This is a genomic window from Leclercia adecarboxylata, assembly GCF_006171285.1.
Classification (GTDB): domain Bacteria; phylum Pseudomonadota; class Gammaproteobacteria; order Enterobacterales; family Enterobacteriaceae; genus Enterobacter; species Enterobacter barmai.
The window spans coordinates 56,052-70,396 of the sequence record NZ_CP040895.1 but is presented as its reverse complement, the minus strand read 5'-3'; the positions used below and the strand labels follow the sequence as shown (position 1 = coordinate 70,396).

Sequence of the window (14,345 nt, the reverse complement as noted above, 5' to 3'; positions counted from 1 at the left end):
GTCAGAACGATAAGATGGTTGGAGTGTTATCAGGACCTGAGCGGCGTCGGCGTCGTACACCGCAGGAAAAAATTGCCATTATTCAGCAGACTATGGAGCCCGGTATGACCGTGTCTCATGTCGCGCGCCTGCATGGCATCAATGCAAACCAGATATTCAAATGGCGCAAGCAATATTAAGACGGTTCACTGACGGCTGTTGCATCGGGCGAGGAAGTGGTGCCGGCCTCCGAACTCGCTGCCGCCAATAAGCAAATTCGCGAACTCCAGCGCCTTCTGGGCAAAAAGACGATGGAAGCCGAGATACTCAAAGAGGCCGTGGAGTTCGGCCGGGCAAAAAAATGGATTGCGCATGCGCCCTCGTTGCCTGGGAACGACGAATAAGCGACGTTTGCAGAAGTCTTGGCGTGTCGCGTGCGCAGTTGAGCATTCGGGTTCACCGGCCATCTGACTGACAGGATCGCAGACGGCAGCCCCGTTCTGACGATACCACCGTATTGTCCCGGATAAACATGGCGGTGGCTGACCTGCCGACGTATGGTTATCGCCGTGTGTGGGCGCTGCTGCGACGGGAGTCGGAGCGGGACGGCCTGCCTGTGGTTAATGCAAAGCGGGTGTATCGCATTATGAGAACGCATAATCTGCTTCGGCACTGTTGCAAAGTTAGCGATGAGGCAGCCTTTTGTCTTATTCAAAGGCCTTACATTTCAAAAACTCTGCTTACCAGGCGCATTTCGCCCAGGGGATCACCATAATAAAATGCTGAGGCCTGGCCTTTGCGTAGTGCACGCATCACCTCAATACCTTTGATGGTGGCGTAAGCCGTCTTCATGGATTTAAATCCCAGCGTGGCGCCGATTATCCGTTTCAGTTTGCCATGATCGCATTCAATCACGTTGTTCCGGTACTTAATCTGTCGGTGTTCAACGTCAGACGGGCACCGGCCTTCGCGTTTGAGCAGAGCAAGCGCGCGACCATAGGCGGGCGCTTTATCCGTGTTGATGAATCGCGGGATCTGCCACTTCTTCACGTTGTTGAGGATTTTACCCAGAAACCGGTATGCAGCTTTGCTGTTACGACGGGAGGAGAGATAAAAATCGACAGTGCGGCCCCGGCTGTCGACGGCCCGGTACAGATACGCCCAGCGGCCATTGACCTTCACGTAGGTTTCATCCATGTGCCACGGGCAAAGATCGGAAGGGTTACGCCAGTACCAGCGCAGCCGTTTTTCCATTTCAGGCGCATAACGCTGAACCCAGCGGTAAATCGTGGAGTGATCGACATTCACTCCGCGTTCAGCCAGCATCTCCTGCAGCTCACGGTAACTGATGCCGTATTTGCAGTACCAGCGTACGGCCCACAGAATGATGTCACGCTGAAAATGCCGGCCTTTGAATGGGTTCATGTGCAGCTCCATCAGCAAAAGGGGATGATAAGTTTATCACCACCGACTATTTGCAACAGTGCCGTCCAGCGGATATCAGCGCTGAAAGATGATGGCTGAGCGTGGAGGCAGGAATCTCAAGGTGCTTCTGCAGTTCGCCAACCGGCAGGCCTTCATGACCCGCCCTGACCAGCTCCCGGTATATGCTGAGACGTGTCGGGTGGCCCAGTTCTCGAAGTGCGTTTGCAGCAGTGTTTAAATCCATAATACCTCCTTTATCTATATTTCCAGAATAATAGAAATATAGCCTGCGTCAATCGTTTCTGCCGTGAGGGTACCGCTTTCCCAATCATGCTCTGTCCGCCAGGTTATGGGGGGCAGAGCCAGAGCACTACCGAAATCCTTGCGAATACCCGTGCAGGGAATAATTTCCGCCCCCTTTATGGCCGGAAAAAAAACTGATAAACGTCGCCTTTTCAGAAGGTTGCTTTCTTAACGTGGTTTTTCGCATGGTTGGACCTCAGACCCCATATAGGCAGCGCTAAGGGCAATCCGTGGGTACAGGATATTAACCACCGCGTTACTTTGTGGTTGCCCTGGCGGATAGGCTTTGTACGAGGAGGGAACCATTCTATTGCCAGCGGCGTTCTGGCCGGTGAGGGTGAGGTAATACCCGATACGGTTTATGATATGCGGTATTTGCTCGATATTGTCAGCACTGACGGGTATTACTGGTACATGAGCGGGAAGATCTGCGAGAGAGTCAGTGACTACCGTACAGCCGCCTTTTTTGAAATAGGCCGCCTGCTTACACTGTGATTCCTTCAAAATATCTCAACGAAATTTCCCGACACCTGTTTAAGCTATCTTGCTGATATTTCTGTTTTTCGATTTTTGCCGGCGCGATGCCGGCGACGTTGGCCAGCTGCCCCGTGCGCGATACTGAGATCAGTTTCTTTGAACAAAAAAAACCGCCTTTCGGCGGTCAGTATTCAGTAGCTGGAACGGTAGTCTCTCCCCCGATTCCAGCGGTCTTGCCAGTGTTCGAGGAATGATTCAGCGAGCTTAGGCATGTTCCAGATCACCACCGCATTCTCCGAGTTTTTCGTTTCGGCCGCTTTGGTGAAATTAAAGCTGCCAGTTTCAACGGTCACATTATCCACGATGATCACCTTGTCATGCTGGATAGGGAAATCACTGTCAGTACGCAAAGGGATGCCGCTGTTCGCTATGTAGTTCATGGCCGCAATGCTGGCGCGCCCCGTATTGCCCCTTTCATCAATTACGATTTTCACATCAACTCCCCGTTTTTTGGCTGCTACCAGTGCCTTCATAATATCCGGGGCGGTAAAAGAATAAGCCATCATCCGTATCGAGGTTTTTGCGGAGTCAATGGCGCTCAGGACGAGAACGCGGGCGCTTCCTTCAGGCGAGTAGCCAACCTGAACGGATGGTTCCACCGCAAAGGCGGGCAGGGCGGCTGTCGTAAATGCTGCGGCCAGAAGCCAGGTTGCTAAGTTTTTCATTACAGGCTCCCGTTCACACACTGCATTTTATATTCAGGGTCAAAATAAATTTCTTTGATTTTCCGCTTTTCCATATGCACCACAACGTCAATGGTGGAGTAGAGCATTCGCATAATATCGCTCATATCGAGCATACGGCCGATAGGGGTCGCCTTGATAAGCAGCCCAATACGGTTAAAGGCATCGCGCGCAGAGTTAGCGTGCGTTGACATAACACCGCCTGGATGGCCGGTATTAAGTGCTTTAAGATAATCCCACGCAGCATCATCCCTAAGCTCAGTCATGATGATACGGCCCGGTGTCAGACGCATACAGGCTCGCAGGGCATCAGTGGCGCTGACGCGGCCGATCTTTCCTGCATCGCCGTACATCATATAAACGGCTTCTACAACGTGATCGACCGTGACTTCGTGAACGTCCTCTAAAATAATTACACGCTCGTCTTTATGTAGCGATTTTAACAGCGCGCGCGTGAGTACCGTTTTCCCCGACCCGGTTTCACCGCAGATCACGATAGTGCGTTTCTTCTCAACGGCGGTTTGCAGGAATGCGGGCCATTTTTCGCTGCTGTGCAGCTCTTTAAGGAAAAAATCATCATCCGTTAGGCTTTGCTTGCTGCCGGTAATCTTCCGGCAGTCACTGAAAATCCCCTCGCTGGTCAGCTGCTCCAGATTTTTATCGGCCGCCAAATCCTTACGAAACGCTACGGCCGTTGTACCGTCAATCACCGCAGGGGGCAGACAGATAACGCCCCTGATCCCGCCAGGCAGGATCACGTCATTAATGGCCTGCATGGTCAGCTTGTTGCTGCTCACCAACGATTTAGCAAGGTTCCTAATAAAATCTGCCGTAATTGCCGCGTTCTGCACAACCCTGCGGCCGCTGAACGTATCACAGATAACTTCCTGAAAGCAGTTAATGCGAATTTCAAAAACAGTAGGATCTTCTAAATACTCGCGCAGTGGGCCAAGTTGATAGAAAGCTGCATCAGTCATGATTACTCCTGAAGAAAAGCGGGCGCTAAGCGCCCACTTTTTTAGTTGTCTGCGAGCGTATAAACGCCGCTGAAATCGAGGTCGCGGGCAACAAAAATGCTCACCGCATCACCCTGCTGATCGTAGAGGGTAGGGGGGATAGACATGTAAGAGCGAAGTGCTTCAGACGCCAGCTGCTCACCGCTGTTTTCTGTGCTGTTGTACTGAATGTTATTACTCTGCGTCTGGTTAACCAGCGCCGTTAAGGTGTCAGAGAACAACGAAATCATGATCGCACCACGCAGACGCTCCCACATATGGGTATCCACCTGGCCCGGAATCCCCGCGCTGCCGAGTGAGTTCGTTCCGGCACTGTCAATATTAACGATTGTCCCGTCCTGGTCATTGCGGATACGCTCCCAGAGAACAAACACGCGCGCCTGGCCGTCTTTGATACCACCGGTAATCTGCCCGTCAACCCATGAGCCTTTATCAATCAGCCTAACGAGTCCATCAGCTGAGTAAACGTCCTGTGAAACCCGGCAGGAAACCTGACCCGGAACAGTGGTATCCAGCTCGGTGCCGGTACCACAGGGGATCATTTTGCCTTTCGGAACAGTCAGGCTGGGATTAGCCATGACTCCAGCGCGGCTAGCCTTCAGCCTTGCAGGAGTCAGGTTTTTAGCGAGTGCTGAACTACCTTCGCTTGTTTCGTTGTCCTGGGGCTGCACTCCGGGACTATTGCTTGTAGCCGCCTGATTAGTCTGGGCCAGCTCGCCGCCCAGACGACGCTGCATAGCCAGTTCTTCAGGCGAAGGTTCTTTACGCTTATTAGAGGTACGCGCGGCGGTATTGCTGCTGCCCGCATCTGCATCTGCCTGTGCGGCAGCCTGCACAGCACGGGCATCAGTGGCGCTATTCTGCGCAGTTGCAGGTTTATTAACATCAGGATCGCTGTTAAAGCTGTAGTTTGGCAGTGTATTGGCCTGTTGCGCTTTACCACCGTCTTTATCAGCTTCAGCTTTAGCCGGGGTGCGAATTTTACCCATGACCGTAATCCCGATGAATACCAAAGCAAGCAGCGCCATCAGTATGACAAAGGCTTTCATACCAGGAGCCGAACGGCGGTTACTGCCTTTAAATCCGCCACGCTCGCTTTCAAATTCACCGTCTCCGGTGTTTTCATCGAGTTCCTGATCTACATCGACACTTTTACGGGCCATCAGTTATCCTCCCCAATTTGAACCCTGCGCACATCCGGGGAAGCCGTACCGGTTGCTACCGCACCGGCGCCCGGTGCGAAATTATTATTACGAACGCCAACGACTTTATCGCCCAGACGAATACGCCACTCTTTAGCGACGGTTTCCACCTCGATGATGTTGCGGTTCTCACCCACAACATGAGAGTTAGGCAGCGTTTCTTTGCCACTGGCCGAGATCATGTAGACCTGCGGTAACTCCGCATTGGCCGGAAACTCAAACCGGGTAAAGCGGTAGTTATCCCAGACGTGAACCGGCTGGATGCTGCGCATTTCAGGCTGTTCGCTCATTACGTACTGATAGTTCTTCGCCCCCGCAAAAGCCGTCTGCTTCAGCTTCTGCGTAATGCGTTTTTTATCAGCCGCGCTTTTGGCTTTTTCCTGCTGCTCAAACGGATATTCATAGGTCAGCTGAAGAACGGCCTGGCGCACAGCCCACGGCGTTTCAATAAAGGATTTTGATACCGTACCGTCTGCATTTTTCTTCGTTTCTTCACCGATGAAATGGAGGACGATGTTATAGGTGCGCTTATCGGTGACGATCACCAGGTTGGTATCACTCATGGCCTGTTTCGGCTTCACAAAAAAATGGTTCATTTTGTGCGCAAACGTCCAGCTTTCAGAATCGCCAAAAGCATGAGTGATATAGGTTTCGTCAGGCGCGACAACAATGTGGGTAGCCACACCGGCGATAGCGTCAATTTTGACCACATTAACAGGGTTATAAACAACGCTTTTAATGCGATAGTCATAAGGAGAATTGCGGCCAACCTCAAGCGCCATAACGTTAGTGGCCGCGCCTCCCAGGACTGACAAAACGACTGCTGAAAGAAGTAGTTTTTTCATGGGGCAGCCCTCAGTTAACTTCAGGGTTGACGCGATAACTCGTCACGCGGAAACCCAGCGGGTTGACATAACGCTGCTCAGCATTCATCGCCAGCGATTTATATTCATACCCCATAATGGCAATCCAGCGCTGCGGCTGATCATCAACGGGATTGCTGCGCACGCGGCGAACCGTAGTAAAGCGTATCGTTGCTACGCCGTGCGGTTTATCGAGGATCACAGAGTTAATCTTCACGCGGGTCGTTTCACTGTCGCCCAGAACCTTATCAAGACCGTTGCGGCCCTTGAACTTGCTCTGGTAAGACTCTGCCACGTTCGGCGTGGACATTAAGCCAACGGCCGTATAGTCGACCTGAACTGAATAGAAGTCATAGCTCTCACGGTGAATGACATATTGTGTCAGCCAGAACTTATCAATTTCGTCACCATAAGAGGTCTGGTCGCGGGTCAGCTTGACCTGCTGTACTTCGTGAGTGGCCTCGTTGAGCGTTAGCAGATGTGCGGGGATTGGCTGGCTGTACTTATGCACCACGTAACCAACTAAAGAGAGTGCAAAAACAGTTACCACCGCTGAACCGGTGGCAACCATCCAGGCGGTACGCCGGGACTTCAGCACTTCATCCATCAGATCAACTTCAAGCCCTTTACGGCTTTCGTTGAACTCTTTAATGGCTTCACGTGTAAGCCCTGTTTTTTTATTAGCTTTCATTTGCACCACCTTGCGTATCAACCGGGATTGTTTTGTTTACTGGAACGGTGTTGCTCCAGTCCGGCTCCGGTGGCGGTTTATGCCCGCTGGAACAGGCGCTAATCAGAAGAACTCCCATAAGCAATAAGCTGCGCATTACGGCATCCATTATCGGTTGTTGAACGTACTAATTATAATAAGTCGCCGAAATTGCAATTTCAACGACTTTTGTTTTAATTTTATGCAGCCTTCTTCCCGCGACTGCCCCTTGCCTTACCACTTAAATTAGAACCACTGCTTCCTCCGCTGTTGCTGCCACTTCCTCCACCTGCCGATTGCTGGCCGCCGCCACTGTTACCGCCTCTGAACGCATTACCGCCAAACATGCCGTGGCTGCCCATATTGCCAAGCGCCTGCATGGAAGAACCCGTAGAGCGTGCGGCGTCAGCAACTCCGGCGCTGATACCGCTACCCCAGCTGGCGGCAATTTGCGGAATCTGGAACAGAACGAAAACGGAAATGACCGTCAGTAATAAGGCGGAGATAGAACCAGTGATTGATGAGTAAGCGGCATCAGAGTTCATCGAGGACAGGAGGTTGTCGAACATCTGCATGATGAAACCAAACACGAGCGCAAGAATGACGACGACAAGGCCATAGTTAATGACCGACGCCAGCCAGCGAGCAAAGATGTTTTTTGTCGCTCCCCACAGCAGGCAGAAGATTGCAATCGGGCCAAAACAAAGCGTAACGGCCAGAAGGATCTTAGCCATGATCACAAAGCCCGCACCGAGGCCGCCCAGCACAACGGTAGCAATCATCATAATGCCGCCAATGGCATACGCGGCCAGGCCGCTCGATGAAAACACGTCTGCGGCTTCCCATGCGGTGTTGACGATCTTGATACCTTTTTCAATACCGCTATCAATAATCGCCGGTACGCCACTTGCACCGACTTTATTAGGGGCAGACAGTATCCCGGCAAAATCATCCGGCAGGTGAAGCGCCACGTTGACCAGTTCCTGTTGATACCAGCCGCCCGCCGTTGCAAAGCTCAGGATAAGGGCTATGGAAAGATACTCTTTAATCAGCGAACTCAGGCTGTCGCCCGCCCCCGGATTAAACGCTGAGTACATCCCCTGAACCATCAGCTTGATTGTCAGACAGGTGGCAATCAGAGGCGTTACATCAGAGATAATGGTGGCAACATTGGCGCTCACCATTGACGTAATCGCCCCGTCTACTTTTGCGAAAATGTCTGCGACTAGGGTGAATGCCATATTGCCTCCTTACTCCTAAATTTTCGGTGAATTGATTTCGCCGTCTTTTTTGCCGAACACAAACAGCTGACGATCGGCTTCGCGCGCGTTTTTGCAATCAGGTTTCTGAAGTTCATCCGCGTCTTTCTTGCATTCCTGAATTGTTGCCTTGCGCTCTTTCTCATGTTTTTTGTACCACTCCACGTCATGCGAGGCATCGCAGGCCACCAGGAGGAAAGGGATAACAAGCAGTAGTTTTTTCATAATTACCTCAGTTAATTGAAGGTGACGCGGTAACGTCCCCGCCGGTTCCAAAAACAAAATTGTGGGTGGCACGTTCTTTCTGCGCACGTAATAGCTTGTCCTGTGACTGCTGCAACATGTTCATCAGATTCAGCTTCGCCTGCTCACCCTGAATAGCACCCTGTGACGTCTGGATACGGGCCTGTAAGTCAGCAATCGATTTCAGGTCTGGAGTCGTTTTAATCTGCTCCGTCAGCTCCTGCATATCGGTTAGTTCCTGCATCTGGTTGTTGTAGGCTTTTTCTGCCATAACGCGGTCATAAGCGCCTTTTTCAGCCAGCTTTTTGTTCATGTAGGTAATTGCTTCGCTGGGCGTCATGTCGTCAACTTCCGCATTAAACTGGCCCATCATGCTGTTAACTGAAGGCGTGACGGAAGAACTGGAGTTCATGGCGTCGCTGTAGATCTCCTTCCAGTTGTCCGGCAAATTATTTGCCAGCGTGCTGGTAGACGTCCCCAGCAGATCGCCCAGGTTGGTTGTCTTTGCCATCGACTCATACATATTTTTCTGCGTTTGCAGCTGGCTTTTAAGCTGCTCCAGCTGCTGCGCCATTTGCTGAAGCTGCTCGACCTGTTTAGCCAGCTCAGTAGGGTTGGTCACGATGATGCCTGCGGAAGCGCTTTGCGCGCCTCCCAGAATCAGGCCGGTGGTCAGCAATACTGCCGTCAGTGTTTTTTTCATGGTGTTTTGCCTCGTTGTTAAGCCGTCAGGCGCCAGTATTCTTTGAGCCATACTTCAGGGTCATTACCGAGCCGTTCAACCAGCTCATGCGCAATTTCGGCGTTTTGTGGTTCACCGGACAACACGCTAAGAACGTTGTCCATTGTCTTAATATCTGCATCAATATCGTCGCTGTTGCGAGGGTAGAGATTGAAAGAAGCAATCGCAGACTGTTGCCCTTGTTTAACCAGGAACTGTCTGGAGTGTTCGGTAATCGACATCAGCGCGTCGTATTCAGCATCAGTAAGGAAGGCATAATCCTCTCGGATAGCTTCCGGATCGCGCAGGCAGATTTTTGTGACGGTCTGCGACATGATCGTGCGGCCAATACGGCTGGACAGCGCATCGTTCGGCTCCTGCGTGGCAAACACATAGATAGCGTCTTTCTTACGGTCAGTTTTGATACCACGCTTAACTTCACGCTCGATAACCGGATCGTCAAGGTAGGCGTGGAACTCGTCAAAGCACTGAATGACGCGGCGTTTGCCGTCGATGGAGTCACGTACCCGGTACAGAAGGTACATCATGAGCGGAGTACGGGCCGGGCTGGATACTTCCTCTTTGGCTGCGATAAACTCGGATAAATCGAAGCCAAAAATATCATTCGCGCTGAGATCCAGGCTGTCTTTATCATTGTCAAACAGCCAGCCATACTGGCCTTCGCGCGTCCATTCGCGCAGCAGCCCTTTCAGTGATACGCCATTTTCCACAACTTCATTCACGTACCCGTCCAGGATAGTAACGGTGCGCGCCTCGCGTGGAATAAGTGAGCCTTCCCCCATAACCGCATCAACGCCTTCAGCCAGTTCGGTAGCCATCGTTGCGCTGATAGGCCCGTTATTGGTGGTTTCCACACAAATGCGGAACAGGTTTTTAATGAGGGCAATATTGCGTTTGGTCGGTTCAATCTGAAGCGGGGCAAACCCGGACGGCATACCCTGTTGCAGAACTTTATAGTAGCCACCAACGCTTCGAATGAACGGCTCCATACCGCGGTCACGGTCATAAACAAAAAGCCGCGGGTTGTACTTCATTGACTGCGCCAGCAGGAAGTTAAGCAGCGTGGTTTTACCTTCCCCCGACATACCCGTTATTAACGCATGGCCCAGCGGGCGTTTACCGTAGGAAAGTTCTTCAAGCGGGGTCACATGGAAATTAAAATAGAGTGGCGTACCGCTGATCGTGCGGAACATGGTCAGCGCTGGCCCCCACGGGTTATTGTCAGGCTTGCCACGCATAAAATTGTGGAACGGGCTGAAGTGCAGGAAGTTCCATGAGTTTATCGGAACCGGGCGCGGCGCCCATTTCTGGTTGCCAGGCAGTCTCGCATAATATGCAGCCTCAGAGGCCAGGCTGATAGTCCCGCCAACCACGCCACAGCCGGTTAGCATAACCTTCACACGACGCGCTTTGCGCTGTACCGCGTTTTGGTCATTATCCCAGACATGCACGGTTCCATGATGGTAGCCCATCACGAACTCTCTGGACGTCAGCATATCGAGCGCAGTACCAAGCTGTGCCAGCTGGCTTTGCGCACGGTCGCGCGTTTCCTGCAAAGATTTTTCCTGATGCGTCAGAAACGTTTTAGCTGAAGATTCAGAGAGGCAAGAAAAACTCTGCGTCAGAAGGTATTCAAAATCGGCTTCTTTAAGCATGTTAAGCTGGCCTGGCTCTGTATCTTCTTCGTATTCACGAAATTCAATGCCGGTGGTATAGAAGTTGTGATCTACCGTTCTGATCTGGACAACATCCCCCCACAGGGAGCTAACAGGGCGGTTGTCCATGATGTACTCACGGATACGATCACGGCAAACAGGCACGATGGCCCATTCCATATTTGCGAGGAAATAAAGGAACTCCAGCGCTTTTGAATAAGCGTGAGCCTGCGAAGGTTCAGGCTCGTTGCGTTCGATAACAATGGCTTCGTCAAAAATGTCTGATTCATCGACTTCAGCAAGTTCTTCACGTTCTTTTTTATCAGGCGCAGGAATTTCAACACCGCGTTTGTCACGATAATAGATACCCAACTGCTGAATGCCATACGGCTTCATTGCTTCCAGGATTTGTTCAGAAATATCTTCCAGACCTTCAAGCGCCTCATTCTGCATTTGCTGAATTTCGTCACGAGTCGGCTTTTCAAATTTCGCCAGAAACTTCTGTGTTTTATCCCCTACCTGTTTGTAAATAACGGTCAGATAAAGGTCATTAATCAGCTGCTTGGAATCACCGTGCAGCTTACGGTTATATTGATCAACATAAGCAGGGAAAAAATGGTCATACTCACCATCCGGGTACTCTTTAGCCTCATGGTGATATTCATGCGTCCACAGCTCTACATGGTCTGTTCCGAAGCTCTTGACCAGCGTATTAAGGTCTTTATGCCAGGTGACCAGTTCCCGATCTGATGCGCAGTCATGTGTGCGGCCATCCAGCTTGAAAAAAGCCATCAGATCGCCGTTTTCCATCGAAATCACGTAATCATTGAGGTGATAAGAATAGGGCAAATACTTTTTATTTACTGATGGCTCCTTACGGTAGGCATCAATTTTTTTTGGCTTCGTAGCGGTGGCAGCTCTCATTATTTTAAACCCTTACGTTTGTAGTCAACAGAGGAATAAGACGATCCTCCCCACTGCTTAAACGGAGAATCAAACCAATTACTGAATTTGGTTTTCAACCACAGGCCCATAATTCGAAACATGCGGTCGTCATATTTTGTTAATGCAGCTGAAGGAATCCACAAAAAGACGAACACCAGAATCGCCCACATATGAATAATCATAAAAAGCGAGGCAGAAATCATGAATATCATCATAGCTACATTACGTGGTACACCCAGCGCGCGAGGTAAGCGAGTCGCACCTTTGAAAAGCGGTCTTTTCCCGTCAACGAACATCTTTGTAGTCCTCACTTTGGGGGACAAAAGTCCCCCCTTTTCGCGTTGTTCAGCTTCCTACGCCCGTCAGGGAAACCAGAAATGATGCAGAACCAATACCAATCAGCGAGATTACGATACGAGGAATAAAGCTGGCTGGGATTACGTGAAGCATCCACATAAAGCAACTAACCATGATCGCAATAGCACAACCAATTGGAATCCATGTGCTCAACCACGTCTGGATTGATGTAGCGGTTGATTCACCAGTATCGGTGCCAGCGGCCAGCGCAATTTGCGGCAGGGCAATGGACAAAACGCCCATAACTACCGCAGGGCCATACTTCTTAAACAACGTGGTCATACTTTCTCCTTACTCACTATCTTCTGTTGATTGCAGATTTAACCGGCATTCTTCAACGCCACACTTATCTTTCAAAAACTCTGCCAGTAGCCTTAAATCAGCCCAGGTTCGTAGCTCATGCTCTTTGTTAACCCTAATGGAACATGCGATCTGGCCCAGCTGTTCATCGTCTATCTGAAAAACGGGATACCACTTCTTTAATGAAACCCGTTCTATCGTTACCTCCTTCACTTTTCCTGCTTCAAATAGCTCCAGGATCTGTGATTGCAATACAAGGTACAAACGTTCCATCCATAACCTCATTCCCCCTTCGCTGTTTCCTGTCTGGTTAAAAAGGCATCCGTATTATTTCGGCTGAAGGCATCGCCATCACCCGAACCAAAAACATCTTGTTCACCGTCATACTGCGGCGCCGTACTTTTTGCCTGCTGAGGCTCAGTCGCGGTGCTGTCCTCACTGGTCTGGCCGTCAGGTAGCAGCGTAGGGATTTTCAAATCAGTTGATTGACGCGCCACGTTGATAACTTTCGTGACATACCCGTTAGAAATCCCGTTTGTGAGTGAGCCGGTGTTGTAGCAGGAAAGCGCGTGTCTCAGCGCAACCTGCCCGGCTGGGTAGGATTTCAGGGCGCTATCATAACAGGCTTTAAGGATGGTCTGGCTCGCCCGCAGGTTGATGCAGGGTTTGAAAATATCGTCAACCGAAAGACCCAGGCCCACTAAATTATTTGAGTTAATTTGTGCAAGGCCCATATCAAAACTTTTATTATCCTTCAGCAGAACTTTCGCAACGCTGACGGCCTCAGCTTCAGTACGCGGTTGCTGTTTTAACTGAATACTACCGTTAATATTGATCCTGTACGGCCCATTTGAGGACTCATGGCCGACGATGTACGCCATCGTTAAGGGTGAAACATCAGGCGCACATCTCTGCGCAAGCCTGGCAACTTCATCGGAGGCAGGCGCAGCACTGGCACGGCCAGCACAAGCAAGGCAGGCCAGAGCGAGAACCAGGAGTTTTGGATGTTTACTCATTTATGTTTCACCGCGTAATTGTAATTTCGACGACTTTTGTTTATGATAAGGGCTAATGAGATCGTGTCAAGAAGAAACGAAAAGAAAACCGCTGAAGGAAGGAAGGTGATGCTGGTTCCCCTGAAATCAGAAAAACGACCAAAAGGCGAACCCGTGTATCGTGACCCGGATAACCCTTTTAATACGTGGACTGGTATAGGGAAGCGCCCGGCCTGGCTAACTGCAAAATTGGACGCTGGCATTAGCCTGGAAGCCATGAAGATGCAGGGCGTAGCCAACCCCAGAGAACATAGACCAGCAAAATACCGCGACCCCAGGAACGCAGAAAATACCTGGTCCGGGACTGGCCGCCGACCCACATGGCTCAAAGAGCTGCTTGATAGTGGTTTATCACTTGATGATCTGAAGATATAACCGGAGGGTATAAAAATGGGCGAACTTATTGATTTTGCGGAAAGGCAAAAAAGCAGAAGGAAGAAAAAGGCATCTTCCATTCCGCCCATTTTTAGAAAATTTCGTGTCCATGCGATCAGGTTACTCGCCAGCATCATCAAATCCGGCTCTTATTCAGTTGCTTATATTGTTAAGAAAATTACAGGAAAGTTAATCAAGTTTTACACAATTTTAACGATTTTCGTTTTTGTTGTCGAATATATTGCAGGCGATATAGGTTACAAATCTATTTATAACGCAGCGTTATTATTAATATTGCTTACCGTTATCAACATTCTGGCGAGTGTATATCTGAACAAACTGTTAAGGACAAAACAATGAAGAAACTCTTAATACCTCTGATAGCAGCTGGTAGTCTGCTTTATATTCCTGCCAGCCATGCTGAAGATCCCTGCAAAGTTATTATGTGCATGGCGGGCAAGCTCACCGGCGATAGCGGCGGAAGCGAGTGTAACAGTGCTGAAGCTGCTTTCTTCAATATCGTTAAAAAGAACAAGCACGGCTTTTTACCCAACCACACGAAGGATGCCAGGAAGGCTTTTCTTAATGAATGCCCGGATAATGGCGAAGGTGGAAGTAACCAGTCGATGATAAGCCAGATCATAAGTAAATACGGGAAAGTTCGCTTATAGGCGAACTAGGAATAATCTCAATTTAA

General features: G+C 50.3%; 19 protein-coding genes and 2 pseudogenes. 5 read left to right on the top strand and 16 right to left on the bottom strand.

The window, feature by feature from the left end; translation table 11 throughout:
• Positions 1-14: 14 nt before the first annotated feature.
• Positions 15-646: pseudogene (locus FHN83_RS27920) on the top strand (transposase); the annotation flags it as partial.
• Positions 647-699: 53 nt separating this feature from the next.
• On the opposite strand, the gene FHN83_RS27915 reads toward FHN83_RS27920, so the two are convergent.
• Positions 700-1,404, bottom strand: a complete 705-nt coding sequence (locus FHN83_RS27915; RefSeq protein ID WP_001067855.1) for an IS6-like element IS26 family transposase — start codon at positions 1,402-1,404, stop codon at positions 700-702.
• 64 nt (positions 1,405-1,468) lie between these two features.
• Positions 1,469-1,648, bottom strand: a pseudogene (locus FHN83_RS27910) (ArsR/SmtB family transcription factor); the annotation flags it as partial.
• Between the two features lie 248 nt (positions 1,649-1,896).
• On the opposite strand from FHN83_RS27910, the gene FHN83_RS28885 reads away from it, so the two are divergent.
• A complete protein-coding gene (locus FHN83_RS28885) occupies positions 1,897-2,202 on the top strand; it encodes a DUF6710 family protein (RefSeq protein ID WP_011742557.1) in 306 nt (101 codons plus the stop codon).
• Positions 2,203-2,375: 173 nt separating this feature from the next.
• Here FHN83_RS28885 and FHN83_RS27900 read toward each other — a convergent pair whose 3' ends face one another.
• From FHN83_RS27900 to FHN83_RS27835, 14 genes are all read right to left on the bottom strand, one after another.
• Entirely contained in the window at positions 2,376-2,909 is a 534-nt protein-coding gene (locus FHN83_RS27900; protein ID WP_000792636.1) for a phospholipase D family protein, read from the bottom strand.
• The gene (locus FHN83_RS27895) at positions 2,909-3,904 is read right to left on the bottom strand and encodes an ATPase, T2SS/T4P/T4SS family (protein ID WP_000128596.1); all 996 of its coding nucleotides are present in this window, start codon (positions 3,902-3,904) and stop codon (positions 2,909-2,911) included. The genes FHN83_RS27900 and FHN83_RS27895 overlap by 1 nt, the downstream gene beginning before the upstream one ends.
• Before the next feature lie 41 nt (positions 3,905-3,945).
• On the bottom strand, positions 3,946-5,106 hold the full coding sequence (gene virB10, locus FHN83_RS27890) for a type IV secretion system protein VirB10 (protein WP_000101710.1): 1,161 nt from the start codon (positions 5,104-5,106) through the stop codon (positions 3,946-3,948).
• A complete protein-coding gene (locus tag FHN83_RS27885; RefSeq protein WP_000735066.1) occupies positions 5,106-5,990 on the bottom strand; it encodes a TrbG/VirB9 family P-type conjugative transfer protein in 885 nt (294 codons plus the stop codon). The genes virB10 and FHN83_RS27885 overlap by 1 nt, the downstream gene beginning before the upstream one ends.
• A 10-nt stretch (positions 5,991-6,000) precedes the next feature.
• Complete coding sequence (locus tag FHN83_RS27880) at positions 6,001-6,699, bottom strand: virB8 family protein (protein ID WP_000646594.1); 699 nt, start codon at positions 6,697-6,699, stop codon at positions 6,001-6,003.
• A complete protein-coding gene (locus FHN83_RS28880; RefSeq protein ID WP_071882546.1) occupies positions 6,689-6,817 on the bottom strand; it encodes a conjugal transfer protein TraN in 129 nt (42 codons plus the stop codon). The genes FHN83_RS27880 and FHN83_RS28880 overlap by 11 nt, the downstream gene beginning before the upstream one ends.
• A 100-nt stretch (positions 6,818-6,917) precedes the next feature.
• Positions 6,918-7,958 carry a type IV secretion system protein gene (locus tag FHN83_RS27870; protein ID WP_001749958.1) on the bottom strand — a complete coding sequence of 347 codons (1,041 nt, stop codon included), beginning with the start codon at positions 7,956-7,958 and terminating at the stop codon, positions 6,918-6,920.
• Positions 7,959-7,973: 15 nt separating this feature from the next.
• Positions 7,974-8,201 carry an IncN-type entry exclusion lipoprotein EexN gene (gene eexN, locus FHN83_RS27865; protein ID WP_001749959.1) on the bottom strand — a complete coding sequence of 76 codons (228 nt, stop codon included), beginning with the start codon at positions 8,199-8,201 and terminating at the stop codon, positions 7,974-7,976.
• 7 nt (positions 8,202-8,208) lie between these two features.
• Positions 8,209-8,922 carry a type IV secretion system protein gene (locus FHN83_RS27860; protein ID WP_001749960.1) on the bottom strand — a complete coding sequence of 238 codons (714 nt, stop codon included), beginning with the start codon at positions 8,920-8,922 and terminating at the stop codon, positions 8,209-8,211.
• 17 nt (positions 8,923-8,939) lie between these two features.
• Positions 8,940-11,540, bottom strand: coding sequence for a VirB4 family type IV secretion/conjugal transfer ATPase (locus FHN83_RS27855; protein WP_001749961.1), 2,601 nt, complete (start codon positions 11,538-11,540; stop codon positions 8,940-8,942).
• Positions 11,540-11,857, bottom strand: coding sequence for a VirB3 family type IV secretion system protein (locus tag FHN83_RS27850; protein ID WP_000496058.1), 318 nt, complete (start codon positions 11,855-11,857; stop codon positions 11,540-11,542). The genes FHN83_RS27855 and FHN83_RS27850 overlap by 1 nt, the downstream gene beginning before the upstream one ends.
• Before the next feature lie 49 nt (positions 11,858-11,906).
• Positions 11,907-12,200: a hypothetical protein gene (locus FHN83_RS27845; protein ID WP_001749962.1), complete on the bottom strand. Its 294-nt coding sequence runs from the start codon at positions 12,198-12,200 to the stop codon at positions 11,907-11,909.
• A gap of 9 nt (positions 12,201-12,209) precedes the next feature.
• On the bottom strand, positions 12,210-12,491 hold the full coding sequence (gene korA, locus FHN83_RS27840) for a transcriptional repressor KorA (protein ID WP_000440698.1): 282 nt from the start codon (positions 12,489-12,491) through the stop codon (positions 12,210-12,212).
• Between the two features lie 8 nt (positions 12,492-12,499).
• On the bottom strand, positions 12,500-13,234 hold the full coding sequence (locus FHN83_RS27835) for a lytic transglycosylase domain-containing protein (RefSeq protein ID WP_001749963.1): 735 nt from the start codon (positions 13,232-13,234) through the stop codon (positions 12,500-12,502).
• 108 nt (positions 13,235-13,342) lie between these two features.
• On the opposite strand from FHN83_RS27835, the gene FHN83_RS27830 reads away from it, so the two are divergent.
• Genes FHN83_RS27830 through FHN83_RS27820 form a run of 3 tightly spaced genes read left to right on the top strand, consistent with a single transcriptional unit; the run spans position 13,343 to position 14,319 of the window.
• Positions 13,343-13,648 carry an H-NS family nucleoid-associated regulatory protein gene (locus FHN83_RS27830; RefSeq protein WP_000960954.1) on the top strand — a complete coding sequence of 102 codons (306 nt, stop codon included), beginning with the start codon at positions 13,343-13,345 and terminating at the stop codon, positions 13,646-13,648.
• Positions 13,649-13,663: 15 nt separating this feature from the next.
• Positions 13,664-14,008 carry a hypothetical protein gene (locus FHN83_RS27825; RefSeq protein ID WP_001749964.1) on the top strand — a complete coding sequence of 115 codons (345 nt, stop codon included), beginning with the start codon at positions 13,664-13,666 and terminating at the stop codon, positions 14,006-14,008.
• On the top strand, positions 14,005-14,319 hold the full coding sequence (locus FHN83_RS27820; RefSeq protein WP_001749965.1) for a TrbM/KikA/MpfK family conjugal transfer protein: 315 nt from the start codon (positions 14,005-14,007) through the stop codon (positions 14,317-14,319). The genes FHN83_RS27825 and FHN83_RS27820 overlap by 4 nt, the downstream gene beginning before the upstream one ends.
• Positions 14,320-14,345 lie beyond the last annotated feature (26 nt).

Bases quoted from the DNA above. Each gene is read 5' to 3' on its own strand.
- FHN83_RS27915 (WP_001067855.1), bottom strand. From the start codon at position 1,404: ATGAACCCATTCAAAGGCCGGCATTTTCAGCGTGACATCATTCTGTGG.
- FHN83_RS27900 (WP_000792636.1), bottom strand. From the start codon at position 2,909: ATGAAAAACTTAGCAACCTGGCTTCTGGCCGCAGCATTTACGACAGCC.
- FHN83_RS27895 (WP_000128596.1), bottom strand. From the start codon at position 3,904: ATGACTGATGCAGCTTTCTATCAACTTGGCCCACTGCGCGAGTATTTA.
- virB10 (WP_000101710.1), bottom strand. From the start codon at position 5,106: ATGGCCCGTAAAAGTGTCGATGTAGATCAGGAACTCGATGAAAACACC.
- FHN83_RS27885 (WP_000735066.1), bottom strand. From the start codon at position 5,990: ATGAAAAAACTACTTCTTTCAGCAGTCGTTTTGTCAGTCCTGGGAGGC.
- FHN83_RS27880 (WP_000646594.1), bottom strand. From the start codon at position 6,699: ATGAAAGCTAATAAAAAAACAGGGCTTACACGTGAAGCCATTAAAGAG.
- FHN83_RS28880 (WP_071882546.1), bottom strand. From the start codon at position 6,817: ATGGGAGTTCTTCTGATTAGCGCCTGTTCCAGCGGGCATAAACCGCCA.
- FHN83_RS27870 (WP_001749958.1), bottom strand. From the start codon at position 7,958: ATGGCATTCACCCTAGTCGCAGACATTTTCGCAAAAGTAGACGGGGCG.
- eexN (WP_001749959.1), bottom strand. From the start codon at position 8,201: ATGAAAAAACTACTGCTTGTTATCCCTTTCCTCCTGGTGGCCTGCGAT.
- FHN83_RS27860 (WP_001749960.1), bottom strand. From the start codon at position 8,922: ATGAAAAAAACACTGACGGCAGTATTGCTGACCACCGGCCTGATTCTG.
- FHN83_RS27855 (WP_001749961.1), bottom strand. From the start codon at position 11,540: ATGAGAGCTGCCACCGCTACGAAGCCAAAAAAAATTGATGCCTACCGT.
- FHN83_RS27850 (WP_000496058.1), bottom strand. From the start codon at position 11,857: ATGTTCGTTGACGGGAAAAGACCGCTTTTCAAAGGTGCGACTCGCTTA.
- FHN83_RS27845 (WP_001749962.1), bottom strand. From the start codon at position 12,200: ATGACCACGTTGTTTAAGAAGTATGGCCCTGCGGTAGTTATGGGCGTT.
- korA (WP_000440698.1), bottom strand. From the start codon at position 12,491: ATGGAACGTTTGTACCTTGTATTGCAATCACAGATCCTGGAGCTATTT.
- FHN83_RS27835 (WP_001749963.1), bottom strand. From the start codon at position 13,234: ATGAGTAAACATCCAAAACTCCTGGTTCTCGCTCTGGCCTGCCTTGCT.
- FHN83_RS27830 (WP_000960954.1), top strand. From the start codon at position 13,343: ATGCTGGTTCCCCTGAAATCAGAAAAACGACCAAAAGGCGAACCCGTG.
- FHN83_RS27825 (WP_001749964.1), top strand. From the start codon at position 13,664: ATGGGCGAACTTATTGATTTTGCGGAAAGGCAAAAAAGCAGAAGGAAG.
- FHN83_RS27820 (WP_001749965.1), top strand. From the start codon at position 14,005: ATGAAGAAACTCTTAATACCTCTGATAGCAGCTGGTAGTCTGCTTTAT.